21 protein-coding genes are annotated in these 24,127 nt (G+C 64.1%); 15 read left to right on the top strand and 6 right to left on the bottom strand.

All coding sequences use genetic code 11. From position 1 onward, the window contains the following. Nucleotides 1-19 precede the first annotated feature (19 nt). From rpe to secG, 14 genes are all read left to right on the top strand, one after another. On the top strand, nt 20-685 hold the full coding sequence (rpe, locus tag HMPREF3227_RS12130) for a ribulose-phosphate 3-epimerase (protein WP_066493190.1): 666 nt from the start codon (nt 20-22) through the stop codon (nt 683-685). Continuing rightward, entirely contained in the window at nt 685-1,704 is a 1,020-nt protein-coding gene (gene ribD, locus HMPREF3227_RS12125) for a bifunctional diaminohydroxyphosphoribosylaminopyrimidine deaminase/5-amino-6-(5-phosphoribosylamino)uracil reductase RibD (RefSeq protein ID WP_066493192.1), read from the top strand. The genes rpe and ribD overlap by 1 nt, the downstream gene beginning before the upstream one ends. Nucleotides 1,705-1,828: 124 nt before the next feature. Beyond that, nucleotides 1,829-2,464, top strand: a complete 636-nt coding sequence (locus HMPREF3227_RS12120; RefSeq protein WP_066513352.1) for a riboflavin synthase — start codon at nt 1,829-1,831, stop codon at nt 2,462-2,464. A 30-nt stretch (nt 2,465-2,494) separates the two neighbouring features. Beyond that, nucleotides 2,495-3,754 carry a bifunctional 3,4-dihydroxy-2-butanone-4-phosphate synthase/GTP cyclohydrolase II gene (locus tag HMPREF3227_RS12115; RefSeq protein WP_066493196.1) on the top strand — a complete coding sequence of 420 codons (1,260 nt, stop codon included), beginning with the start codon at nt 2,495-2,497 and terminating at the stop codon, nt 3,752-3,754. A gap of 12 nt (nt 3,755-3,766) precedes the next feature. Next, entirely contained in the window at nt 3,767-4,255 is a 489-nt protein-coding gene (gene ribH / locus HMPREF3227_RS12110) for a 6,7-dimethyl-8-ribityllumazine synthase (protein ID WP_066493198.1), read from the top strand. A gap of 20 nt (nt 4,256-4,275) precedes the next feature. Beyond that, on the top strand, nt 4,276-4,818 hold the full coding sequence (locus HMPREF3227_RS12105; protein WP_066493202.1) for a PH domain-containing protein: 543 nt from the start codon (nt 4,276-4,278) through the stop codon (nt 4,816-4,818). 8 nt (nt 4,819-4,826) lie between these two features. After that, nucleotides 4,827-6,941 (top strand): excinuclease ABC subunit UvrC, encoded by a 2,115-nt coding sequence (gene uvrC, locus HMPREF3227_RS12100; RefSeq protein WP_066513350.1) that lies wholly within the window; start codon nt 4,827-4,829, stop codon nt 6,939-6,941. 29 nt (nt 6,942-6,970) lie between these two features. Beyond that, complete coding sequence (rapZ, locus tag HMPREF3227_RS12095; protein ID WP_066493206.1) at nt 6,971-7,852, top strand: RNase adapter RapZ; 882 nt, start codon at nt 6,971-6,973, stop codon at nt 7,850-7,852. Between the two features lie 168 nt (nt 7,853-8,020). Then, complete coding sequence (gene yvcK, locus HMPREF3227_RS12090) at nt 8,021-9,004, top strand: gluconeogenesis factor YvcK family protein (protein ID WP_066493207.1); 984 nt, start codon at nt 8,021-8,023, stop codon at nt 9,002-9,004. 147 nt (nt 9,005-9,151) lie between these two features. Beyond that, nucleotides 9,152-10,135 carry a DNA-binding protein WhiA gene (gene whiA, locus HMPREF3227_RS12085; RefSeq protein ID WP_168162235.1) on the top strand — a complete coding sequence of 328 codons (984 nt, stop codon included), beginning with the start codon at nt 9,152-9,154 and terminating at the stop codon, nt 10,133-10,135. 664 nt (nt 10,136-10,799) lie between these two features. Further along, nucleotides 10,800-11,807 carry a type I glyceraldehyde-3-phosphate dehydrogenase gene (gap, locus tag HMPREF3227_RS12080; protein ID WP_066493213.1) on the top strand — a complete coding sequence of 336 codons (1,008 nt, stop codon included), beginning with the start codon at nt 10,800-10,802 and terminating at the stop codon, nt 11,805-11,807. Nucleotides 11,808-12,060: 253 nt separating this feature from the next. Next, the gene (gene pgk / locus HMPREF3227_RS12075) at nt 12,061-13,278 is read left to right on the top strand and encodes a phosphoglycerate kinase (RefSeq protein ID WP_066493312.1); all 1,218 of its coding nucleotides are present in this window, start codon (nt 12,061-12,063) and stop codon (nt 13,276-13,278) included. Between the two features lie 66 nt (nt 13,279-13,344). Beyond that, nucleotides 13,345-14,124 (top strand): triose-phosphate isomerase, encoded by a 780-nt coding sequence (tpiA, locus tag HMPREF3227_RS12070; RefSeq protein WP_066493214.1) that lies wholly within the window; start codon nt 13,345-13,347, stop codon nt 14,122-14,124. 158 nt (nt 14,125-14,282) lie between these two features. Next, nucleotides 14,283-14,519 carry a preprotein translocase subunit SecG gene (gene secG, locus HMPREF3227_RS12065; RefSeq protein WP_066493216.1) on the top strand — a complete coding sequence of 79 codons (237 nt, stop codon included), beginning with the start codon at nt 14,283-14,285 and terminating at the stop codon, nt 14,517-14,519. Nucleotides 14,520-14,950: 431 nt separating this feature from the next. Here the strand turns inward: secG and pgl are convergent, their stop codons facing one another. From pgl to tkt, 5 genes are all read right to left on the bottom strand, one after another. Further along, entirely contained in the window at nt 14,951-15,712 is a 762-nt protein-coding gene (gene pgl, locus HMPREF3227_RS12060; protein WP_066493219.1) for a 6-phosphogluconolactonase, read from the bottom strand. Between the two features lie 29 nt (nt 15,713-15,741). Further along, the gene (locus HMPREF3227_RS12055; RefSeq protein ID WP_066493224.1) at nt 15,742-16,725 is read right to left on the bottom strand and encodes a glucose-6-phosphate dehydrogenase assembly protein OpcA; all 984 of its coding nucleotides are present in this window, start codon (nt 16,723-16,725) and stop codon (nt 15,742-15,744) included. A 48-nt stretch (nt 16,726-16,773) separates the two neighbouring features. After that, the gene (gene zwf, locus HMPREF3227_RS12050) at nt 16,774-18,312 is read right to left on the bottom strand and encodes a glucose-6-phosphate dehydrogenase (protein WP_082750359.1); all 1,539 of its coding nucleotides are present in this window, start codon (nt 18,310-18,312) and stop codon (nt 16,774-16,776) included. Between the two features lie 198 nt (nt 18,313-18,510). After that, a complete protein-coding gene (gene tal / locus HMPREF3227_RS12045; protein WP_066493226.1) occupies nt 18,511-19,596 on the bottom strand; it encodes a transaldolase in 1,086 nt (361 codons plus the stop codon). Between the two features lie 35 nt (nt 19,597-19,631). Then, nucleotides 19,632-21,764 (bottom strand): transketolase, encoded by a 2,133-nt coding sequence (gene tkt / locus HMPREF3227_RS12040; protein ID WP_066513346.1) that lies wholly within the window; start codon nt 21,762-21,764, stop codon nt 19,632-19,634. A gap of 353 nt (nt 21,765-22,117) precedes the next feature. Here tkt and HMPREF3227_RS12035 point away from each other — a divergent pair, with 353 nt between their 5' ends. Then, the gene (locus tag HMPREF3227_RS12035) at nt 22,118-23,062 is read left to right on the top strand and encodes a heme o synthase (protein WP_066493320.1); all 945 of its coding nucleotides are present in this window, start codon (nt 22,118-22,120) and stop codon (nt 23,060-23,062) included. A gap of 96 nt (nt 23,063-23,158) precedes the next feature. Here the strand turns inward: HMPREF3227_RS12035 and HMPREF3227_RS12030 are convergent, their stop codons facing one another. Next, nucleotides 23,159-24,124: a quinone oxidoreductase family protein gene (locus HMPREF3227_RS12030; protein WP_066513344.1), complete on the bottom strand. Its 966-nt coding sequence runs from the start codon at nt 24,122-24,124 to the stop codon at nt 23,159-23,161. Nucleotides 24,125-24,127: the final 3 nt, after the last annotated feature.

The following is a 24,127-nucleotide window of genomic DNA, read 5'->3' as shown; positions in this document are numbered from 1 at the left end:
CGCACGCTAGACTTTAGGCATGTCTGAACCGATTATTGCGCCGTCCATTCTCGCCGCCGACTTCGCCCAGCTGGGCACGGAGGTCGCCTCCGTCGCCTCGGGCGACTGGCTCCACGTCGACATCATGGATGGCCACTTCGTGCCCAACCTGTCCTTTGGCCCAGACGTTACCTCCACGGTGGACGGTCTCACCGCGCAGGAGCTCGACGTGCACCTCATGATCGAGGAGCCGGAGAAGTGGGTCGAGACCTACGCCAAGGCCGGCGCGGATTGCATCATCTTCCACGTCGAGGCCGTCGCCAACGAGGAGGCCGCGCTGGCGCTCGCTCGCAAGATTCGCGATCTGGGCGTGCGCGCTGGGTTCTCCGTTAAGCCGGGCACGCCCATCGAGCCGTGGCTGGATAAGCTTGAGCACTTTGACGAGGTGCTCGTCATGAGCGTGGAGCCGGGCTTCGGCGGTCAGAAGTTTATGCCGGAGATGCTCGACAAGGTGCGTGCGCTGCGCTCGACGATTGATGAGCGCGGGCTCGACACGGTGATTGAGATTGACGGCGGCGTCTCCGCCGAGACCATTCGCGCCTGCGCCGAGGCCGGCTGCGACGCGTTCGTCGCCGGTTCCGCCGTGTTCAAGCAGGATGACCGCGCCGCGGCCGTCGCTGAACTGCGCGAGCTGGCGACCCTGTAGTGGCCTCGATTGCAGAGGCGCTCGCGCTCGCCAAGTCCGCGGGCCTGGGCGTCAAGGGCACGACGAGCCCCAACCCGCCCGTGGGCGCAGTGCTTGTCTCTCCGAACGGCGAGGTTGTGGGCGTAGGCGGCACCCAACCCGTGGGCGGGCCGCATGCCGAGGTCATGGCGCTGCGCGAGGCTGGGCCTTTAGCGGAGAGCGCAACGGCCGTCGTCACGCTCGAGCCGTGTTCGCATACCGGCCGCACCGGTCCGTGCGCGGTGGCGCTCGCGGACGCAGGCGTAGCGTCTGTCGTCTACTTGCATCCAGACCCGAATCCGCAGGCCGCAGGCGGGGCCGAGACTCTCGCCGCGCGCGGCATTCCAGCGCGCCTCGCATCCGTTGAGGAGCGTGCCGCGGCGGCGTCCGTCGAGGACGCCCTTGTCCCGTGGCTCGCCGCCATCCGGATGGGGCGCCCGCACGTGACCCTCAAGTTCGCGCAGACCCTCGACGGTCTCACCGCCGCGGTGGACGGCACGAGCCAGTGGATCACCGGCCCGGACGCGCGGGCGCACGTCCATGTGGACCGTACGCGTCGCGACGCCATCCTCATCGGCACAGGCACCGCTTTGGCGGATAATCCTTCGCTCACCGCCCGCCGCGCGGATGGCTCGCTCTACGCGGCACAGCCGCGCCGCGTCGTGGTGGGCGCGCGTTCACTTGAGGGGCGTGCCGCGCACCTCGAGGAGCTCGGCTTTGAGCAATACGCCTCGCCGTCCGCGGCGCTGGACGCGCTGTGGGAGTCTGGGGCGCGGGACGTGCTCGTCGAAGGCGGCGCGGGGCTTGCGAGTTCCTTCGTGCAGGAGGGATTCGTCGACGCCGTGCGCGCGTATATCGCGCCGACGTTGCTTGGGGCCGGGCGTGGCGTGTTTGCCGAACCGGTCGCATCAACTCTGACGGATGCGTTGGCGTTGCGGCGCACCCGCGTGGAGGAACTGGGTGCGGATCTCGTCGTGGATTTCACGGTCGAGCGGTCGTAGTTGCCGAAAATTGTCGAGAAAGTCGTTCGCAGAAGACGATTTTTGGCAGCCACGTAGGGAACGAACCGGAATAGGACGCCCACAGCGGCGTTGGAAGAATCGAATTGATTAAAGGAGCTTGGGATTGTTTACCGGATTGGTGGAAGAGGTCGGCCGCGTGAGCGCGATGGAGCCGCAGGGCGATGCGATGCGTCTGAGCCTCACGGGTCCGCTCGTGACGAGTGATGCGGAACTCGGCGCATCCATTGCCGTCAACGGCGTGTGCTTGACCGTCGCGACACTGGACGGCGACACGTTTACGGCCGATGTCATGCAGGAGTCGCTCAACCGGACGTCGCTGGGGGAGCTCACCGTGGGCGCGCCGGTGAACCTCGAGCGCGCGCTGCTACCCACCACGCGCCTGGGTGGCCACATCATGCAGGGCCACGTCGACGGCACGGCGCGGTTGCTCAGCCGTACGCCGTCCGAGCACTGGGAGGTTCTGCGCTTCGAACTGCCGCGCGAGCTGGAGCGCTATGTCGTGGAGAAAGGCTCCATCGCAGTCTCCGGTACGTCGCTCACGGTCGCGGCTATCTCCCAGCCAGGGGCGAGCGAGCCGTGGTTTGAGGTCTCCCTTATTCCAGCCACGCTGCGCGAGACCATTCTGGGCGAGCTTACACCTGGCGCACGCGTCAACCTTGAAGTTGACGTGCTGGCCAAATACGTCGAGAAAATGCAGCTCACCGTGGATACAGCGGACATGCACCCCGAAAGTAAGTAGTACGAGCGTTCCAGACTAGAGTTGACAGACATGAGTGAACAGAGCGTGCGCCTCGATACCGTCGAGGAAGCCATTGCAGATATCGCAGTCGGTAAAGCCGTCGTCGTCGTTGATAACGAGGACCGTGAAAACGAAGGCGACCTCATCTTCGCCGCGGAAAAGGCCACGCCAGAACTCGTCGCCTTCATGGTGCGGTATTCCTCCGGCTACATCTGTGCGCCGCTCACCCCGGATGACTGCGACCGCCTCAACCTGCCGCCCATGATGGCGAAGAACCAGGACGTGCGCGGCACCGCGTATACCGTTACGGTCGATCTCGCGACGGGCTCCACGGGCATTTCCGCGAAGTCGCGCTGCGAGACCATTCTCGCGCTCGCCAACCCCGAGTCACACCCGGGCGACTTCACGCGCCCCGGCCACGTGGTTCCGCTCGCCGCGCGCCCGGGCGGTGTGCTGGAGCGCGACGGCCACACGGAGGCATCGATAGACTTGGCCCGCCTGGCAGGCCTGCGACCGGCTGGCGTGCTGTGCGAAATCGTCTCCGAGGAAGACCCCACGGACATGGCGCGCTCGCCGGAGCTGCGCCGCTTCGCCGACTCCCACGGCCTGAAGATGATCTCCATCGAGCAGCTCATCGAGTGGCGTCGCCACCACGAGAACCAGGTCGACCGCGTTGTCGAGACGCGACTGCCCACCGAGTTCGGCGAGTTCACCGCGCTCGGTTTCCGTAATATCCTGGACGGCCAAGAGCATGTGGCGCTCGTCGCGGGCGACCTCAAGGCCCTCGACGGCGCCGAGGATGTCCTCGTGCGCGTGCATTCCGAGTGCCTCACCGGCGACGTCTTTGGTTCGCACCGTTGTGATTGCGGCCCGCAGCTCCACGCCGCGCAGAAGGCAGTTCACGACGCCGGCAGCGGCGTCATCGTGTACCTGCGGGGCCAGGAGGGACGGGGCATCGGCTTGCTCAATAAGCTGAAAGCCTATGAGCTGCAGGACAACGGGCGCGACACTGTTGACGCCAACCTTGAACAGGGCCTGCCCGAGGACGCGCGCGAATACTCGGCTGCGGGCCAGGTCCTGCGCGACCTAGGCATCAAGAGCGTCAACCTGCTCACCAATAACCCGGCCAAGGGCGAGGGCTTGGCGGGCTTCGGCGTGGAGATTACCGGCCGCACCCCGCTGGAAATCGAGGCCAACGCCGATAATATTGAGTACCTGCGCACCAAGCGCGACCGCATGGGCCACGACCTACCGCAGGTCGCGCGCTGGGATGCGGACCACGCCAAGTAGAGGAGACCCACAATGAGCAAAGAAGGACTGCCCGAGGTCAAGGCCGTCGACGCGCAAGGAATGACCGTCGCCGTGGTCACCTCCACGTGGAACGCGGAGATCTGCGACCAGCTCGAAGCCCGCGCCATCGCGGCAGGCACGGAGGCTGGCGCCACCGTGGATTCCTTCCGCGTCGTGGGCGCGCTCGAGCTGCCTGTCGTTGTGCAGCGCGCAGCACAAAACTATGACGCAGTCGTGGCGCTCGGCTGCGTCATCCGCGGCGGCACCCCACACTTCGAGTACGTCTGCGACTCCGTCACGCAGGGGCTTACGCGCATTGCGCTCGATACCGGTAAGCCGATTGCCAACGGCGTGCTCACCACGAACGATCACCAGCAGGCGGTGGATCGCGCGGGCTTCGACGGCTCCGTGGAAGACAAGGGCGCGGAGGCCATGGTCGCCGCGTTGGATACCGTTGCCACCCTGCGTAAGGTAGAAGAGACCGCGCGCACGCGCGCCTAGCCCAGGAGACACTGCTACATATGACTGAACAGTCGAAAGACGCCCAGCGTCGCATCGAGCTCACGGATGAAGAAGTCCTGGAGTACACCGCCGCGGACCCGTTCGCGTCGACGTCCACCAAGCCGTGGGAGCTCACCTTAAAGTCCGCGTACCTGCGCAAGATCGCTATCATCTGCGTCATCGTCATCATGGCCGTTCATATCTTTATGGGCGTGACCGTCGGCTTGTCGTATACCGGCGCGTCGGTGACGACGATCGACCGCTTCGCCTACCCGGGCGTGGGCATTATCATTTCCTTCTTCGTGTGGCTCATGCTCACTCGTCCGCGCCTGCGCGCGAATTCGGACGGCGTGGAGGTCCGCAACCTCGTGGGCACGCGTTTCTACCCGTGGCAGCTCATCTATGGCCTGTCCTTCCCGGAGGGCTCGCGCATGGCACACATCGAGCTGCCCAACTTCGAATTCGTTCCCGTCTGGGCCTTGCAGTCCGGCGATAAGGCCACCGTTATCCGCGACGTGCAGGCCTTCCGCGACCTTGAGGCCGATTACATGCCGGAGGATTAAGCCTCTCTATGGCCGACCCCACCACGTACCGCCCGGCGCCGGGGGCTATCCCCACGGACCCGGGCGTTTATAAATTCCGTGACGACAACCGGCGCGTCATCTACGTCGGGAAGGCGAAGAATCTTCGCGCGCGCCTGTCCAACTACTTCCAGGACATTACGCAGCTCCACCCGCGCACCCGCCAGATGGTGCTCACTGCTGCGAGCGTGGAGTGGACCGTCGTCGCCAGCGAGGTCGAAGCCCTCCAGCTCGAGTACACGTGGATCAAGCGCTTCGACCCCCACTTCAACGTCATGTACCGCGACGACAAGACGTACCCCATGCTGGCCGTCTCCGTTGGGGAGCAGATTCCGCGTGCCTTCTTCTATCGCGGCCCGCGCCGCAAGGGCGTGCGCTACTTCGGACCGTATTCCCATGCGTGGGCTGTGCGCGAGACCCTCGATCTATTGACGCGCGTGTTCCCCATGCGCACGTGCGCCAAGGGCGTTTATAACCGTCACCAGACCCTCGGCCGCCCATGTCTCCTTGGCTACATTGGCAAGTGCGATGCCCCGTGCATCGGCCGCGTGAGCCCCGCCGAGCACCGCGAGACTGTCAATAACCTGGTCTCCTTCATGAACGGCAATACCGCGCCGGTTACGCGTCGTCTCACCAAGGAGATGGAAGAGGCCGCGGAAAGCCTCGAGTTTGAGCGTGCCGCCCGCCTGCGCGACGACTTGGGTGCCATCAATAAAATTATGGAGCAGCAAGCCGTCGTCTTCACCGACGGCACGGACGCGGACCTCATTGCCGTCGAGACGGACGAGCTCGAGGCCGCCGTCCAGATTTTCCACGTCCGCGACGGGCGCATCCGCGGCCAGCGCGGCTGGGTCGTGGACAAGGTCGGGGACCAGGCCAGCTCTGAGCCCCTCGAGGAGGGCCAGCCAGACCCGGCGGTCGGCGCCGTCATCCAGAACTTCCTCATCCAGTTCTACTCCGATGCCGTCGAGCGTCAAGCCCAGGAGGACGCCGAGGACGCCAAGCTTGCCGATGCCCCCTCCACCGCGTTGCCGTCGCCCGAGGGCGCCTCCGCGCCCCTCGAGGGAGACTTCGCACGCCGCGGCGTCGACCAAGCCTCCCACGAGGAGGCAAAGAAGGTGCAGGTCATCCCACGCGAAATCCTGGTCCAGGCCATGCCGGACGAGGCCACGGAAGTCCAAGAGCTTCTGGAGCGACTGCGCGGCACCCATGTCTCGCTGCGCGTGCCGCAGCGTGGCGACAAGCGCGCGCTCATGGAGACCGTGCGCAAGAACGCGAAGGAACAGTTGCGCCAGCACAAGCTCAAGCGCGTGGGCGATCTCACCGCACGCTCGGCCGCACTCCAGGACATCCAAGAGGCGCTTGGCATGGAGCAGGCGCCGCTGCGCATCGAATGTACGGATATTTCGCATATCCAGGGCACGGACGTCGTCGCCTCCCTTGTCGTCTTCGAGGATGGCTTGCCACGCAAGTCGGATTACCGGCGATACCGCATCAAGGAAGCCGCCGGCGACGGCCACTCCAACGACGTGGGCTCTATCGCAGAGGTCACGCGCCGCCGCTTCAAGCGGCATAACGAAGACAAGCTGGCGAACCCCGACGAGGAAGTCGAGGAGTCCACGTTTAGTGACGAGGCCGTGGCGGAGGACTCCGCCGAGGCCGGTCGCCGTTTTGCCTACCCGCCGCAACTCTTCATCGTCGACGGTGGCGCACCGCAGGTCGCCGCGGCCCAGGAGGTCTTCGACGAGCTCGGCATCGTCGACGTCACCCTCGTCGGCCTGGCCAAGCGTCTCGAGGAGATCTGGGTGCCGGGGGAGGAGGACCCCGTCATTCTGCCGCGCAACTCCCAGGCGCTGTACTTGCTTCAGCAGGTCCGTGACGAATCGCACCGCTTCGCCATCACGTACCACCGCCAACAGCGCTCGAAGCGCATGCGCTCCTCCGTACTCGATTCCATCCCAGGCCTTGGCCCGCAGCGCAGGACCGATCTGGTCAAGCACTTCGGCTCCGTGAAGAAGCTGAAGCTCGCATCGGTGGAAGAGATTGGAGAAGTCAAGGGATTTGGTCCCAAATTGGCGCACACTGTCTACGAACACCTTCATTAGAGCGCGCGGGTACGCCCCGCGCGTCTACTATGGGGCATATGACGCAGTTTGAAACTCCCCCCATCCTGTTGACGGGTATGTCTGGCGGTGGCTTGTCTACCGCCGCCAAGGTCCTTGAAGACAAAGGCTATTACGTGGCCCAAAATATTCCGTCGGTCATGGTCATCGAGCTGCTCACACTCTGCGCCCAAGAGGACTCGCCGGTGACCAAAGTCGCCGTTGTTGTCGACGTGCGCAGCCGTGTCTTCCCTGGTTCGCTCATCGACACCATCAACGGCCTCGAAGAGGCCGATATGCGCCCGACGGTGCTGTTCATGGACGCGCGCGACGACGTACTCATTCGTCGTTTCGATGGCGTCCGCCGCACGCACCCGCTCCAGGGCGGGGATACCCTCAAGCACGGCATACAGCGCGAACGCGTGCAGCTCGCTCCCGTGCGTACCCGCGCCGACGTCATCATCGACACCACGAACCTCTCGGTGCATGACCTCCGCCGGGCCATCGAGGCCGCATTCGGCAACATGGGCTCCGAAAAGCAACACATCACGCTGGAGTCCTTCGGCTTCAAGCACGGTTCGCCGCGCGACGCCGACCTCGTCATGGACGTGCGTTTCCTCCCTAATCCCTACTGGGTGCCGGAGCTTCGTGGATACCGCGGCACGGATGCGCCCGTGAGCGACTACGTTCTCTCGCAGCCAGGTGCCGCGGATTTCGTTGACCGTTTCATCAACATGCTGGACTCCATGCTTGCTGGATACAGGCACGAAGGAAAGAACTTTATCACCATCGGCATCGGCTGCACCGGCGGGCATCACCGTTCGGTGGCCGTCACTGAAGAGATCGCGCGCCGCTTGCGCGACGAAGATCGCGTCGATGTCAGCGTTCTCCACCGCGACATCACACGCGATTAAACCCAGATGCGTCTCACGGGGAACCTTTCCTTTACTCCTTACCCCGTAACGACGCGACCTTTTTGGCCGATTACTAATAACGGCATAATAATTGTATAGGATTTCCCCAACTTAGTGCGCTCCCTGTGCGCTACCCCTTACTTGTTAGAAAGGAGCGGCGAACTCCCCATGGCTCGACTCCCTGCCACTCCCCATCACATCGCCTGCCTGGGCGGCGGGCATGGCCTCTTTCAAACCCTACTTGCCGCCCGTGACCTTGATTCGGAGAAAATCTCGGCGATCGTCACCGTCGCAGATGATGGCGGCTCGTCCGGCCGGCTGCGCCGTGAGCTCGATCTTATCCCGCCCGGAGACCTGCGCATGGCGCTGGCGGCCCTCGCCGACGACGGCGAGCAAGAAGGGTTGTGGGCCACCACGTTGCAGCACCGCTTTGGCGGAACCGGCGCTCTTGCCGGTCACGCCGTGGGCAATCTGCTCATCGCCGGACTCACGGAAGTGGTCGGGGAGATGCAGGAGGCGCTCGATATCGTCGCGCGTCTCACGCGCTCGCATGGCCGCGTCTACCCGGTCGTCGAGCAGCCGCTTGACATAGAGGCTGAGGTCGCCGGGCTCGATGAGGACCCGACGGTCATGCGCCCAGTCCGCGGACAGGTCGCCGTCGCCACCACGCCGGGTAATGTGCGCCGCGTTCGCATTCTTCCGCAGGCGCCGGCTGCTAACCCCGCAGCCCTCGAAGCCTTGTCACGTGCGGACTTCATCACGCTTGGCCCCGGCTCGTGGTTCACCTCCGTCATTCCGCACGTGCTGGTGCCCGACATTGTCGATGCAATTAACGCTTCCAGCGCACCGCGCGTCGTGGTGTTGAATCTGTCCGCTGAGCCAGGGGAGACCCACGGTTTTTCCGCGGAGCGCCATGTACAGGTACTTGCACAGCATGCTGCAGGACTGCACATTGACCGGATCGTCGTTGACTCGGCTGCACCGCTGGCGGATACGGAGAAGAAGTATCTGCAACGTGCTGCTGATTCTCTCGGCGCCGCGGTGGTTTTCGCTGAAGTGAGCGCACAAGACGAGGACGGCGGGCGCCGTAATCTCCACGATCCCGCGAAACTTGCGCGCGTCTTCGGCGAGATCTATCGCGGCGAGGTCTAGCCCGGCGCGCTAGACTATTGTTCGCTTTAAGTGCCGGAGCTGCGTGCCCCGGCAGCTTTCTACGCCCCAGGTAAGGAAAGCATGTCGTATTCATCGGACCGCAGCCTCGCACCCAAGGCGAGGAAGAAAGGGAGCGTCGAGGTGGCTTTGTCGCTTACAGAAAAGGTCAAACAGGAGCTGGCCCAGGTCACGCTGCCGCGTCAGTCGGCGCGTGCGGCAGAGGCGTCGGCCATGCTTCGGTTCGCTGGCGAACTGCACGTCAACGGCGACCACATGAGCTACGAAGTCGAATTCGATGATGAAGTGACGGCCAAGCGGCTCGCGGAATTCCTCGACGATCTCTACGGCGTGAAGTCCTCAACCCACATCGTGGGACCGGGCTCGACGTCAAAACGTCCGCGCGTACAGATGCGCGTGGGCGAGGCAAAGGAACTCACGCGCCGCCTTGGTCTCATTACGCGCTCTGGCCACCCCGTCATCGGCTTGCCACCGCAGGTCGTTTCCGGTTCTGTCGCCGACGCCGAGGCTGCGTGGCGCGGCGCTTTTCTTGCTCAGGGCGTGCTCACGGAACCTGGACGCTCGTCGTCTCTGGAAATTGTGTGCCCGCGTCAAGAGGCTGCGTTAGCGCTCGTTGGCTGCGCGCGCCGTTTGGGCATTGCCGCTAAGACGAAAGAAACTCGCGGCGCCGACCGCGTGGTCGTGCGCGAAGGGGATGCCATCGGTGCCCTGCTCACCAGGATGGGCGCGCACCGCACGCGCTTAGAGTGGGAACGCAAGCGCTTGCGCTCGGAGGCTCACGAGTCCTCCAACACGCGTCTGGAGAACTTCGACGATGCCAACCAGCGTCGTTCCGCGCGTGCCGCAGAGGCCGCAGCCAATCGCGTGTCCCGCGCGATGGACATTCTGGGCGACGACGTGCCCGAGCATCTGGCAGATGCCGGCTACCTCCGCGTGAAATTTCGCGATGCGTCGCTTGAGGAGCTCGGCCGCCACGCGGATCCGCCCATGACCAAGGACGCCGTCGCCGGCCGCATTCGACGCCTACTATCGATGGCCGACAAGCGTGCGGAAGAACTCGGTATTCCGGATACGCATGAGTACGCACACGGACCGAAGAACGACAGCGAGTAGTCGCTGTGGACGCGCCTCACGACTTCGTGAGGCATTTCTTTATGTCCGTGTGCGTCCGTTTTCCTGTATGTAGGCGTGAAGAACGCCGAGTGTTTGCCTAATGTTCATGTCCGAGACGCGGGCGCAGTGCTTCCGATGACAGAGTGCACATTGTGGCGCGATGGAGGATGGGGGTTCACAAGGGCGCAACTAGCCAAAGATACAGAAATTGGGCCTGGGCTGGTGCGATGCTGCTCCGCTTGAAGCACTGCGGTAGACGATCCAGGGTGCAGTCCCTTCTCAGTGGTGTTGCCTTACCTTGTTTTAGTCAGAGTGTGGGGTGATATTTATCGCAACGTAAATCAACACAAACGGGCATTGGGGAAATACGTCCATCTAGCTGGTGATTTGCGGCGTGTTTCGTCGTGATTCGTGATGTATCCCATAGCGAAACTGGTACTCTGATGTGGTTTTTAGTGGGGACGGGCAGTTTCTTGCTGCAGCATTCGGAAACAGTCGGTAGACTCGGAAGCGTTGGGAAGTTGTCGAGGACTTCGTCACACAGAAGAACACCATAGGTAATCCGCACGGCGCTCAGCGCGTTGAGCGGGAGAGACCACAATGACGCTTGAAACCTCGGTAATCCCATGGAATAACGAACGTCAATTTTTGAGGAGACACTAACGTGACTATCCGCGTAGGCATCAATGGCTTCGGCCGCATCGGCCGCAACTTCTTCCGCGCCGTCCAGCAGAACCCGGGCGACCTGGAGATCGTCGGCATTAACGACCTGACCGACAACCACACCCTGGCTCACCTGCTCAAGTACGACTCCGTGCTGGGAAAGCTCGGTGCTGAGGTCTCCTACGATGACGAGTCCATCACCGTCGACGGCAAGAAAATCCACGCTTCCGCTGAGCGCGACCCGAAGAACCTGAACTGGGCCGACCTCAACGTCGACGTCGTCATCGAGTCCACCGGCTTCTTCACCGATGGCGAGGCTGCTAAGGCTCACATCGAGGCTGGTGCCAAGAAGGTCATCATCTCCGCTCCGGCGAAGAACGTGGACGCAACCTTCGTCTACGGCGTCAACTCCGACTCCTACGACGCTGCAAACCACAACGTCATCTCCGCAGCCTCCTGCACCACCAACTGCCTGGCTCCGATGGCCAAGGTCCTCAACGACAAGTTCGGCATTGAGAAGGGCCTCATGACCACCGTCCACGCTTACACCGGTGACCAGCGCATTCAGGATGCTCCGCACCGCGACCTGCGCCGCGCTCGCGCCGCAGCCCAGAACATGGTTCCGACCTCCACCGGCGCTGCCAAGGCCGTGTCCCTGGTTCTTCCGGAGCTCGAGGGCAAGCTCGACGGTTACGCAATGCGCGTTCCCGTGATCACCGGCTCCGCAACCGACCTGACCTTCCAGGCATCCCGCGACGTCACTGTTGAGGAAATCAACGCCGCCATCAAGGAAGCTGCCACCGGCGAGTTCGGTGAGACCCTGGGCTACACCGAGGATCCGATTGTCTCCACCGACATCGTCACCGACTCCCACGGCTGCATCTTCGACGCTGGCATGACCAAGGTCTCCAACGGCAACCTGGTCAAGGTCCTCGGCTGGTACGACAACGAGTGGGGCTACACCAGCCAGCTCGTCCGCACCACCAAGCTCGTTGCCTCCAAGCTGTAAGAGTCAGGCTGCTCACCGCCGCGCTTCGTGAATCGCATGAACGTACACGCATCCATTACCGGCTCGGCGGATAAGCACCTGATATGAGTTACCGGCCCTCGCGAACGCCCTCCAGGGCTCGCGCGGGCCGGTATTCTTTTAGGGGCTAGGCGCGCCCCGTCATCACATCGACATTCGCGTCTCCTTTAGCTTTAAAACTGCATAGCTCGAACGACAACGTCGACTAATAAATCACTTCCAAGGAGATATGCTCATGGCATTCAAGACCCTCGATGATCTGCTCGCCGAAGGCGTGGAGTCCCGCCACGTCCTCGTCCGTTCTGATTTCAATGTCCCGCTCGACGAGGACGGCAACATCACAGACCCGGGTCGTATCAACGCCTCGCTGCCCACCATCAAGGCTCTCGTCGACGGTGGCGCAAAGGTCATCCTCACCGCCCACCTTGGTCGCCCGAAGGGCGAAGTCAACTCGAAGTACTCACTCGCACCAGTTGCGGAGGCGCTGTCTGAGGCCCTTGGCCAGTACGTCGCGCTGGCATCCGACGTCTCCGGTGAGGACGCACACGAGCGCGCCAACGGTCTCAACGACGGCGATGTCCTGCTCGTCGAGAACGTTCGTTTCGATGCTCGCGAGACTTCTAAGGACGAGGCTGAGCGCGGTGCCTTTGCCGATGAGCTCGTCGCACTGGCTGCTGACAATGGCGCCTTCGTCTCCGACGGCTTCGGCGTTGTCCACCGCGCACAGGCATCTGTCTACGACGTTGCCAAGCGTCTGCCGGCCTACGCTGGCAAGCTCGTGCAGAAGGAAGTTGAGACCCTCGCTACAGTCGCTGAGAACCCAGAGCACCCGTACGTCGTCGTCCTCGGCGGCGCCAAGGTCTCGGACAAGCTCGGCGTGATCGAGGCCCTCGCTGGCAAGGCAGACAAGGTCATCATCGGTGGCGGTATGTGCTACACGCTGCTCGCCGCTCAGGGATACAACGTTCAGAAGTCCCTGCTGCAGGAAGACCAGATTGATGCCTGCAAGGAGCTGCTCGAGCGCTTCGGCGACAAGCTCGTTCTGCCGGTCGACCTCACCGCTGCGTCCGAGTTCGCTGCTGACGCCGAGACCAAGGTCGTCAGCCTCGACGGTATTCCGGAGGGCTGGATGTCCCTCGACATCGGACCGGAGTCCGTCAAGCACTTCGCCGAGGTCATCGCCACCTCCAAGACCGTGTTCTGGAACGGCCCGATGGGCGTGTTCGAGATGGAAGCTTTCTCCAAGGGCACCGCGGGTGTCGCACAGGCCATCATCGACGCCACCGCCAACAACGGCTCCTTCACCGTCGTCGGCGGCGGTGACTCCGCCGCGTCCGTCCGTCTGCTGGGCCTGGATGAGGACGGCTTCAGCCACATCTCGACCGGTGGCGGGGCTTCCCTCGAATTCCTCGAGGGCAAGGAATTGCCGGGCGTCAAGGTTCTGCAGGCTTAAGTAAAGCCTCGCGTCACGCACTCGACTTCGCTAATCGAACTCCACTAGAAAAGGACACCTCACATCATGGCACGTACCCCGCTTATTGCTGGTAACTGGAAGATGAACCTCGACCACCTCGAGGCTATTTCTCAGGTCCAGAAGTTCGCCTTCGCCCTGCCTAAGGACTACTACGAGAAGGTCGACGTGGCCTTCATGGTCCCGTTCACCGACCTGCGCTCCGTCCAGACTGTCGTCGATGGCGACAAGCTGCAGATCACCTACGGAGCTCAGGACATCTCCAAGCATGATTCCGGCGCCTACACCGGCGAGGTTTCTGGAGAGATGCTCTCCAAGCTCGGCGTTACCTGGGCTGTCGTGGGCCACTCCGAGCGTCGCGAGTACCACGGCGAGACCGACAAGCTGGTCTCGGAGAAGGCTGCCGCTGCTATCAAGCACGGCATTTCGCCCATCGTCTGCGTGGGCGAGCCGCTGTCTGTCCGTGAGGCCGGCACCCACGTTGACTACGTTGTCAACCAGACCCGTTTCTCCCTCGAGGGCCTGTCTGCCGAGGATCTGAAGAAGACCGTCATTGCCTATGAGCCTGTCTGGGCCATCGGCACCGGCAAGGTTGCGTCTGCGGACGATGCACAGGAAGTATGCGCTGCTATTCGCCAGCTCGTGCGCGAGCTCGCCGGCGACGAGGTCGCTGACGGAATCCGCATCCTCTACGGCGGCTCCGTGAAGACTGACTCCGTCGCCGAGATCGTGGGCAAGCCGGACGTCGACGGCGGCCTCGTGGGCGGCGCTTCCCTCAACGGCGAAGACTTCGCTAAGCTCGCAGCTAACGCTGCTATCAACGCGTAGTTTCTAGACCGCCAAGCGGTAGGACTCGCACAACACCAGCACGGACCGGTACTCAATCCGGCCCGTGCTTCGTGTATTGTTGAGGGAAGCAATCGTGCCCGCCGTCATACGGCGCGTGGCGCGGAAGAGACTTATACACCCAAACAAGGAACGTTTACATGGTTCTGACCCTCCAGATCATTCTGGTTATCGCAGCTATCCTGATGTCCGTCTTCGTGCTTCTGCACAAGGGCAAGGGCGGCGGCCTGTCCAGCCTCTTCGGCGGCGGCGTCCAGTCCAACCTGTCGGGTTCCACGGTCGTCGAGAAGAACCTCGACCGCTACACCATCGTGATGGTTATCGTGTGGCTCGGGTGCATCGTTGGTCTTAACCTCATCCAGGCTTTCGCCGGATAGGCTCGTAGCTCGCGCTACCGTGCGGTGGCCAGCTCCACTTGGGAGCTGACCACCGCATTATTTATGCCAGGGTGACGCCGTGCCCGGCTGCAATGCCATTGAGAATGAAAGCAATTTTCCGGTCAAGGTTGCCGTGTTCGAGCCACTCCGGAGTCGGCCGTGGCGTCCTCGGGGGCAGTGCCTGCGTAGTAGTCACGTCCTTGAAATTCGTGGGTCCCCGGTGGCGGGGGCGGGGGTCGATGGCGATGACGGTTCAGCTGGTGCCGTGGTCACGAAAGCTTCTGTGCAGGACGGGGCCGCGCGCCGACGCGGCTGGGCCGGCGGGCAACTAGGGTAAGGCCTTCTCGACTCTGAACGTAATTCGACGATTATGTTCAAAAAAATACCCGCCCACCACGATTGAGGGCGAGCGGGAAAGCTGTGCGAGGGCTTTAGATATCGCCGGCGGCGTCTTCAGCGACGTAAAGGATGGTCTCGACGCGGCCTTGTGCGCCGCAGGCCGGCCAGTAATCGGGGTCATCGCCGTGGGCGACACGCGCGGCCGCCTCGGCCTTGGCCTCGCCGGCGACGAGCAGCCAGACGCGATCTGCCGACTGCACGGCCGGGAGCGTGAGCGTGAGGCGCTCGGCCGGGGGCTTGGGTGAGTCGGAGACGGCGACGACGCGGCGCTCGGTCTCACGGACGGCATCGGAATGTGGGAAGAGAGAGTTGATGTGGCCCTCGCCGCCCATGCCGAGCAGATGGAGGTCGAAGCCCTGAGGCGCGTATTCCTCCAGCTCGGCCTCATAGGCCTGGGCGGCGGCTTCCATGGCGATGGCGCCGAGGTCATAGCCGTGGATGTGGGGCTCGGGGATGTCGACGTGCTGGAGCAGCGCGCCGCGGGCCTGGCCCTCGTTTGAGTCCGGGTCAGAGGTAGGCACATTGCGCTCGTCGCCGAAGAAAATGTGCACGCGGGACCAATCAACGCGCAGGGCCGGGAAGTCCTCGCCCTGGGAATCCGCCGCCGCGTCGAGACGGGCGAGCTCACGGAGCATTCCGATGCCCGCGCCACCACCAGTGAGCACGACGCGTGCGACGCCATCCCCATGGACTCCGCCGCCAGGCGCCTGTGCGGCGGCCACAGTCTCGATGAAAGCGAGGGCGGTCTGTCGTATGAGATCCTGAAGGTCGTCGACGCGGTGAACGGTAACCATGGTTATCTATTGTGCCTTAAAAATGTGGGTTATGAGTATGAAACGCGGTTGAGTGCGCGCAATGCGTGGGCATAGGTTTTATCTGCATGGAGGTAGCGCAGCTCCTCTGAAAGGACCTCGGCTTGGGTGCGCACGCCCAGAGCCACGAGGGATTCGGGAGCGCCCGGGACGGAGACGCGCACCGTGGATTCGTCGATAACCTCGACGGTGATATCGGTGTTCGCGCGGTAGAAGACGAGCTTCCGGATGGGGAAGTATGCGTCGCCCTTGGTAGGGTCGGCGACGGAGTTGAGGTCCGTGTCACCGAGCGTGATATCGCAGTCGGTGCGGCGTACGGCGACGGCGAGGCGATCGGCGAGCCACGCGGCGGCGAGGTCCACGGCGGGATCGCCAGCCGGGCCGGAGATTTCCACGGCTTCGACGGGCTCGTGCGGGTGGCGGTCGAGCGCGGAAGCGACGATGCCGCGCCAGAGGGTGAGCGAGGCCCACGTCATGTCCGAATCGCCGGGGGCGTAGCCGCGTGAGAGTTGCTGCAGGCGCAGGTAGACGGTCTCCACGTTGTACTCGGCGGCGCCAACGTTGGTGATGCGGCGCTGGGCGAGCGCGCCCACGGGATGGTGGGACGGGGCCTCGGGGAACTGGCTGGGCCACCAGGCGACGATGGGGGTATCGGGAAGCAGCAGCGGCGTGATGACGGCCTCGGCCTGGTCTGCCAGCGAGCCGTGGAGGCGCATGACGACCATCTCGGAGGCGCCGGCCTCGCCGCCCACGCGCAGCTGCGCGTCGAGCGCGGTGGGGGCGCTGCGGTCGCCGGTGACGACAACGAGCACGCGCGAGGGGTGCTCGTGCGAGGCGTCGCGCACCGAGGCAAGAATCGCTTCGATATCGTCCGCGACATCAGCCACGACGATGAGCGTGAGCACGCGGCCCGTGGTGAGCGTGTAGTGCTCCTGGGCCTCGACGAGCTTCGAGGCAATTTCGCGGGTGCTCGTGTGCGGCAGCGGGATAATCATGCTGGAAGTAAACCCTTCTGGTCTGTGGAGAACGACTCGAGCTGGTGGTTAGGGGCGGCGCCAGGCGTGGCCACGGCGCGCGAGCATGCGGTCGGCCGAGCGCGGGCCCCACGTGCCTGCGGGGTATTCCTCCGGCTGTCCGGCCTCGGCCCAGTAGTTGAGGATGGGGTCGAGGATGGACCAGGACAGCTCGACCTCGGCGTTCGTGGGGAACAGCGAGGACTCATCGAGCAGGGCGTCGAGGATGAGGCGCTCATAGGCTTCGGGGGATTCCTCCGTGAAGGCCTCGGCGTAGGCGAAGTCCATGTTGACGTCACGGACCTCCATCGTGGAGCCGGGGACCTTGGAACCGAAACGCATGGTCACGCCCTCGTCCGGCTGGACACGGATGACGACGGCGTTTTGGCCGAGGGCCTCGGTTTGGCCTTCGCCGAAAGGCTGGTAGGGCGCGTGCTTGAACACGAGGGCGATCTCGGTGACGCGGCGGCCCAGGCGCTTGCCCGTGCGCAGGTAGAACGGCACGCCGGCCCAGCGGCGGGAGTTCACCGAGAGCGTGCACGCGGCATAGGTCTCCGTGGAGGAGTGTGGGTCGAAGCCCTCTTCCTCGCGCAGGCCTTGGACATACTCGGAGCCTTGCCAACCGGCGGCGTATTGGCCGCGGGCGGTCGTCTTATTGAGCGGGTACTCGGGCTTCGTGGCGCGCAGAACCTTGATCTTCTCGGCCTGAAGCGCGGCGGGCTCGAAGGAAGAGGGCTCTTCCATGGCGACGAGCGCGAGCAATTGGAGGAGATGGTTCTGGATGACGTCGCGGGCGGCGCCGATGCCGTCGTAGTAGCCTGCACGGCCGCCCAAGCCGATGTCCTCGGCCATGGTGATCTGGACGTGGTCGATGTAGTGGGCGTTCCACATCGGCTCGAAGATCTGGTTGGCGAAACGCAGGGCCAGGATGTTTTGCACCGTTTCCTTGCCGAGATAGTGGTCGATACGGAAGACCGAGGACTCGGGGAAGACGGCGTTGACGATGGCGTTGAGTTTGCGTGCCGACTCTTGATCGTGGCCGAAGGGCTTTTCGATGATGACGCGGCGCCAGGCGTCCGTGCCCTCGGCGGGCGTGGCCATGCCGACGCGCTGCATCTGGTGGCAGATTGTGGAGAAGAAGTCCGGCGGGACCGACAGGTAATAGGCCCAGTTGCTGCCGGTACCGCGGGCGACGTCGAGCTCGGCAAGGCGGTCGCGGAGGAGATCGAAGCCGGCGTCGTCGAAGCTACCAGTGACGAATTCGATACCTTCGGCCAAGTGCGTCCACACGTTTTCGCTGAAGGTGGTGCGTGCGCCCTTTTCTACGGCGCCGCGCACGTAGTCGCAGAAATCCTGCTTCGACCACTGGCGGCGGCCGAAGCCCACGAGCGTGAAACCAGCAGGAAGCAGGCCGCGGTTCGCCAGGTCATAGATAGCGGGAAGGAGTTTCTTGTAGGCGAGGTCTCCGGTTACGCCGAAGATGACCATGCCGGAGGGGCCCGCAATGCGCGGTAGGCGCTTGTCGTTGGCGTCGCGCAGGGGATTGACCCAGGGTCGTGGGGCAGTCACGGGGCAGATGCTTCCTTTCACCACAGTGAGGGTGCCGCGAGGATCGCGGCAGCCACTAAGAACGACAGTTAGTCTAACCCCTCACGGCGCTCAAGAGGAACAGCGTGGGGCGCGCGGCGGCTCCACGGTGCCCACAACGTGAAAAGGCCGGCACCGCGGTGAGGCGGTGTCGGCCGTAAATAGCGCGCGTGGCGGCGACTAGAGGCGGGCGCTCATGGACTCGAGCAGCTCGTTCCAGGCGGCGACGAACTTCTCTACACCCTCACGTTCGAGGACGGCGAAAACATCGTCGAAATCGATGCCGACGGCAGCGAGCTTGTCGAAGGTCTCCTGGGCCGCGGCAGCGGTGCCGGTGAGTGTGTCACCGTGCAGGTTGCCCAAATCGAGAACGGCGTCGATGGTCTTTTCCGGCATAGTGTTGACCGTGTTGGGACCAGCGAGCTCGGAGACGTAAAGCGTGGCGGGGTACTCCGGGTTCTTCACACCGGTCGACGCCCACAGCGGACGCTGGACGTTGGTGCCCTCCGGCAGATCCGTGGCGTTCGCAAACTCGTCGACGAAGAGGCCGTAAGCGAGGTGTGCGTTCGCCACGCCGGCGAGGCCGCGCAGTGCGAGTGCTTCTTCAGAGCCGATCGCCTCGAGGCGCTTGTCGACCTCGGTGTCGACGCGGGAGACGAAGAAGGAGGCCACGGAGTGGATGGTGCGCACGTCAACGCCAGCCTCGGCGGCGCGGCGGATGCCCTCCTTGAACGCGGCGATGACCTGGCGGTAGCGCGCCACGGAGAAGATCAGCGTGACGTTGACCGACATGCCCTCGGCCAGCGCGTCCGAGATGGCCGGCAAGGAGCCGTCCGTCGCCGGGATCTTGATCATGAGGTTGGGGCGGTCGACCTTGGCCCACAGCTCGCGGGCCTGGGCGATGGTCGCGGCGGCATCGTCAGAAATGCGCGGGTCGACCTCGATGGACACGCGGCCGTCCTTGTGACCAGAGGCCTCGTAAATGGGCGCGAAGACGTCGCACGCAGCGCGGACGTCGTCGATGGCGAGCGAGTAGACGGCCTCGTCCACGGACGCGCCTTCCGCCTTGAGCTTGGCGATGTCCTCGTCATAGGCCGTGCCCTGGCCCATCGCCGCAGCGAAGATGGCCGGGTTGGTAGTCACGCCGACGATGGACTTCGTGTCGATGATCTCCTGCAGGTTGCCTGACTGGAGGCGATCTCGGGAGAGGTCATCGAGCCACGTGGAGGTGCCCAGGGTGTGCAGCGTGTCAATGTAGTTGCTCATACTCAACAAAACTCCTTTGCGCGTAGGTGCAAAATTTAGGCCTTGGCTGCGGCGGCCAGGGACTCCTGGGCGGCCGTAACGACGGCATCGGCAGTAAAGCCGAACTTCTCGAAGAGTTCCTCGGCCGGGGCGGAAGCGCCGAAGTGCTCGAGGGAGACGTTGCGGCCGAAGGTGCCGGTGTACTTGAACCACGGCATGGCGACGGCGGCCTCGATGGAGACGCGGGCGCGAACGGCGGACGGGAGGACGGACTCGCGGTAGGCCTCGTCCTGCTCGTCGAACCACTCGAGGCACGGCGCGGAGACGACGCGGGTGGCGGTGCCGGCCTCCTCGAGGGTCTGTGCGGCCTCGACGGCGAGCTGCACCTCGGAGCCGGTGGCGATGAGGATGACGTCCGGGGTCTCCTTGGAGCCCTCCACCAAGACATAGGCGCCGCGGCGGACGCCGTCGTGAGCCTTCTCTGCGGTGCCCTCAAGCACTGGCAGGCCCTGGCGAGAGAGCGCGAGGCCCTTCGGAGCGGCCTTGTACTCGAACGCGGCGGCCCAGGCCTGGGCGGTCTCGTTCGCGTCGGCCGGGCGGATGACGGAGAGGTTCGGGATGGCGCGCAGGGCAGCGAGGGTCTCGACCGGCTGGTGGGTCGGGCCGTCCTCGCCGAGGCCGATGGAGTCGTGCGTCCACACGTAGTAGGTATCCGTGGACATGAGCGCGCCCAGGCGGACGGCGGGGTACATGTACTCGGAGAAGATGAGGAACGTGCCGCCGTAGACGCGAGTATTGCCGTGCAGGGCGATGCCATTCATGATGGCGGACATGCCGTGCTCACGAATGCCGAAGTGGAGGTTGCGGCCGGTAGGCGACGCGGTCCATGTAGTGGTCGTGATGGAGTCCGGACCGAAGGAATCCGCGCCCTTGATGACCGTGTTGTTAGAGCCAGCGAGGTCGGCGGAGCCGCCCCACATCTCCGGAACCTTGGCAGCGAGCGCCTGGATGGCGGCCTCGGAGGCCTTGCGGGTGGCGAGCTTTTCACCGGCCTGCCACACGGGCAGCTCCGCGTCGAAGTCGGCCGGCAGCTCACGGGCGGTCATGCGGTCGAAGAGCGCCTTGTTGTCTGGGTTGGCCGTAGCCCACGCGTCGAACTTCTTCTGCCACTCGGCGTGGGTGGCGGCGCCGCGCTCGGTGAGCTTACGCGTATGCGCGAGGACCTCGTCCTCGATGAAGAAGGACTGCTCGGGATCGAAGCCGAGGACATCCTTGACAGCGGCGACCTCGTCGTCACCCAGGGCAGCGCCGTGGACGCCACCGGTGTTCATCTTGTTCGGGGCCGGGTAGCCGATGACGGTCTTTACGCGAATGAAAGACGGACGTTCGGACTCCGCCTGGGCGTTCTTCACGGCCTCGAGGATGGCCACGACGTCCTCACCGGACTCGACGGTCTGGACGTGCCAACCGTAGGCCTCGTAGCGGGCCGCGGTGTCTTCCTGGAAGGCGACGTTGGTGTCGTCCTCGATAGAGATGTTGTTGTCGTCCCAGAAGACGATGAGGTTGCCCAGCTTCTGCGTGCCAGCCAGCGAGGAGGCCTCAGAGGTTACGCCCTCCTGGACATCGCCGTCGGAGCAGATGGTGTAGATGAAGTGGTCGAACGGGGACTCGCCGGCGGGAGCCTCCGGGTCGAATAGACCGCGCTCCTTGCGGGCGGCCATCGCCATACCCACAGACGACGCGAGGCCCTGGCCCAGCGGGCCCGTGGTGATTTCGACGCCCTTGGTGTGGTGGACCTCCGGGTGGCCCGGCGTGAGCGAGCCCCATGTGCGCAGTGCCTTAAGGTCGTCCATTTCGAGACCGAAGCCGCCGAGGAAGAGCTGAATGTACTGGGTGAGCGAGGAGTGCCCGACCGACAGCACGAAGCGGTCGCGGCCAGCCCACTCGGGGTCCTTCGGATCGTGGTTAAGGACACGCTGGTAGAGCGTGTACGCCAGGGGAGCCAGGGACATGGCGGTGCCGGGGTGGCCGGAGCCGCAGTTCTGGACGGCATCGGCAGCGAGCACGCGCACGGTGTCGATCGCCTTGGTGTCCAGATCGCTCCAGTCGGCGGGATAGTTGCGGACCGTCTTGGCTTCCAGCTCTGGGGTCAGCGCTGGGGCGGTGGAATTCGAGGGGGACGTCGACATAAGAGTCTTTAAACCTCACTCACTCTTCTCGTATACATATCTATTAACTGACCCCTTTTAGTGTAGACGGCCACGCCGCTTACCCCCACCAATAATTCCTCCGCGCGCCAGATTCGGGATCTCTGCCCACTTACCGGTAGTCTGTGGGGTGCTGTTGGCGCACCTTTCGCGCTGCGCGCTGGCCGACCTGCGGAGGCAACCTGTAGAAAATCAGCGCGCGGACCACGGGAACTTTTGAATAAGTACATGCGACTACTTAGAATGCGCGCCTTGTGGGGCTGCGCACCTTCCCGCCGGGGTACAGGCCGCGGCGCTGGATACACATGCGAATTGGAAGGCTGGAGGGCTATCCCTTGGAGACAATCAAGGCCTATATTGCGCTGACGAAGCCGAGGATCATCGAGCTCCTTCTCGTCGCCGCCATCCCGGCCATGCTCCAGGCGCAGCGCGGCGTCGACGCCGTAGCCGACAACCTGTGGCTCATCGTGTCCACCATCTTCGGCGGCTGGATGGGCGCGGCCGCCGCGCACACCTTTAACAACGTGCTTGAGTTCGAGCTCGACCAGAAGATGCAGCGCACCCGCGCACGTCCCCTAGTCCGCCACACCGTGACGCGCCGCAACGCCGCCATCTTCGCGTGGATCATGCTGGCGCTGTCCGTGCTGTGGCTGGGCGTGCTCGCTCACTCGTGGCTCGCGGCCTTCTTCGTCATCCTCACGAACTTTTTCTATGCCATCGTGTACACGAAGTTTTTGAAGATGCGCAACAGCCAGAACATCGTGTGGGGCGGCCTCGCCGGCTGCATGCCCGCCATGGTCGGTTGGGCCGTCATCCGCGATAACGCGCCCGACGCCGAGCCCGACCGCTGGTGGCAGGCCATCGTGCTCTTCCTCATCATCTTTTTCTGGACCCCGCCGCACACGTGGGCCTTGGCCATGAAGTACCGCGAGGACTACAAGGCGGCGGGCGTGCCGATGCTCCCCGTGGTCGCCCCCGAGGTCGTCGTCACCCGCCAAATCATCTGGTATACGATTGGCACGCTCATCGTGTCCTTCCTCATCATTCCGGCGGCAAGCTGGATTTACCTGGTCGCTTCGATTCTCTCGGGCGCGGTCTTCCTGTGGATGGCCGTGCGCCTGCACCAAGGCGTGAAGAAGGGCGAGAAGGTCAAGCCCATGCGCTTGTTCATCTACTCGAACAATTACCTGTCCGTGCTCTTCATTGGCTTGTCCATCGACGCCGTGGTGGGCTGGGAGCCCATCGGCCGCATGCTCGGCTGGTCGGCGGTGCTCTTCTAGGGGCTTCCGCACAAAAAAGGGATCCGCAGAGGGTATCGAGCGAGTATTGGAACTGGCTAGAACCCGTCTGGCGGATCCCTTCTGGGTTGTCGATGCTTAGTCGTGGACGCGCAGGACGATGGAGCCGGTGGTCTTGCGGTCCTGGAGGTCGCGGTGCGCCTGGGCTGCGTCCTTGAGTGGGTAGCTCGCTGCGACTCGGAACGAGAGGTGACCGTCGGCGACCGCTTGGACGACGGCCTGGGCGCGCATCTGGAACTCACCTTCCTGGGACGTCCACGCGCCGATGGACGGGCGGGTGAGGAAGATAGAGCCGTGCGTGTTGAGCACCTGCGGGTCGACCGGCGGGACGGGGCCAGATGCAGCGCCGAAGAGACAGACCGTGCCGCGAGGGCGAACGACCTCGAGGGATTCCTGGAAGGTGTCCTTACCCACGCCGTCGTAGACAACGTCGACGCCGCGGCCGCCGTTGAAGCGGCGGACTTCCTCGGCCAGGCCCTCGGAGTAGCGGAAGACATGGTCGGCGCCAGCGTCGTAGGACAGCTGCTCCTTCTCGTCGGAGGAGACGACCGTGTAGACGGTCGCGCCGAGCGTCTTGGCCATCTGGGTGGCGATGAGGCCTACGCCGCCGGCGCCGGCGGTGATGAGGCAGGACGCGCCCTCACCGAGCTGGTAGACGCCGTGCGTGAGGTAGTGCGCCGTGATGCCCTGGAGGAGCATGGAGGCTGCAACCTCGTCGGAGAAATCATCGGGCACGGCGACGAGGCGGTTGCGGTCGACGCAGACCTGCTCCGCGTAGGAGCCGAAGGACTGGTCCCAGGCCACCTTGGTGCCCTCGGCAATCTCGCCGCGCGGGTCTTTGAGCACACGGCCGGTGCCCTCAAACCCGGGGACGAAGGGGGTCTTCGCGTGATAAATGCCCTCGCGATAGTAGGTGTCGATATAGTTAACGCCCGCCACGTCCACGGCGACCAAGACCTGATCGTCGGTGGGAGTGGGGGCGTTGACCTCGACGTACTCGAGGACTTCTGGGCCGCCGGGGCGGGAAACCTGAATAGCAAACATGCT

The sequence above is a fragment of the Corynebacterium sp. CMW7794 genome, from assembly GCF_001563605.1.
Classification (GTDB): Bacteria; Actinomycetota; Actinomycetes; order Mycobacteriales; family Mycobacteriaceae; genus Corynebacterium; species Corynebacterium phoceense.
The sequence above is the reverse complement of the archived record's forward strand: the minus strand, read 5'-3'. Positions and strand labels throughout refer to the sequence as shown.

Excerpts from the sequence above, each read along its gene's own strand:
- rpe (WP_066493190.1), top strand. The coding sequence starts at position 20 with ATGTCTGAACCGATTATTGCGCCGTCCATTCTCGCCGCCGACTTCGCC.
- HMPREF3227_RS12115 (WP_066493196.1), top strand. The coding sequence starts at position 2,495 with ATGAGTGAACAGAGCGTGCGCCTCGATACCGTCGAGGAAGCCATTGCA.
- ribH (WP_066493198.1), top strand. The coding sequence starts at position 3,767 with ATGAGCAAAGAAGGACTGCCCGAGGTCAAGGCCGTCGACGCGCAAGGA.
- HMPREF3227_RS12105 (WP_066493202.1), top strand. The coding sequence starts at position 4,276 with ATGACTGAACAGTCGAAAGACGCCCAGCGTCGCATCGAGCTCACGGAT.
- uvrC (WP_066513350.1), top strand. The coding sequence starts at position 4,827 with ATGGCCGACCCCACCACGTACCGCCCGGCGCCGGGGGCTATCCCCACG.
- rapZ (WP_066493206.1), top strand. The coding sequence starts at position 6,971 with ATGGGGCATATGACGCAGTTTGAAACTCCCCCCATCCTGTTGACGGGT.
- yvcK (WP_066493207.1), top strand. The coding sequence starts at position 8,021 with ATGGCTCGACTCCCTGCCACTCCCCATCACATCGCCTGCCTGGGCGGC.
- pgk (WP_066493312.1), top strand. The coding sequence starts at position 12,061 with ATGGCATTCAAGACCCTCGATGATCTGCTCGCCGAAGGCGTGGAGTCC.
- tpiA (WP_066493214.1), top strand. The coding sequence starts at position 13,345 with ATGGCACGTACCCCGCTTATTGCTGGTAACTGGAAGATGAACCTCGAC.
- secG (WP_066493216.1), top strand. The coding sequence starts at position 14,283 with ATGGTTCTGACCCTCCAGATCATTCTGGTTATCGCAGCTATCCTGATG.
- pgl (WP_066493219.1), bottom strand. The coding sequence starts at position 15,712 with ATGGTTACCGTTCACCGCGTCGACGACCTTCAGGATCTCATACGACAG.
- HMPREF3227_RS12055 (WP_066493224.1), bottom strand. The coding sequence starts at position 16,725 with ATGATTATCCCGCTGCCGCACACGAGCACCCGCGAAATTGCCTCGAAG.
- tal (WP_066493226.1), bottom strand. The coding sequence starts at position 19,596 with ATGAGCAACTACATTGACACGCTGCACACCCTGGGCACCTCCACGTGG.
- tkt (WP_066513346.1), bottom strand. The coding sequence starts at position 21,764 with ATGTCGACGTCCCCCTCGAATTCCACCGCCCCAGCGCTGACCCCAGAG.
- HMPREF3227_RS12030 (WP_066513344.1), bottom strand. The coding sequence starts at position 24,124 with ATGTTTGCTATTCAGGTTTCCCGCCCCGGCGGCCCAGAAGTCCTCGAG.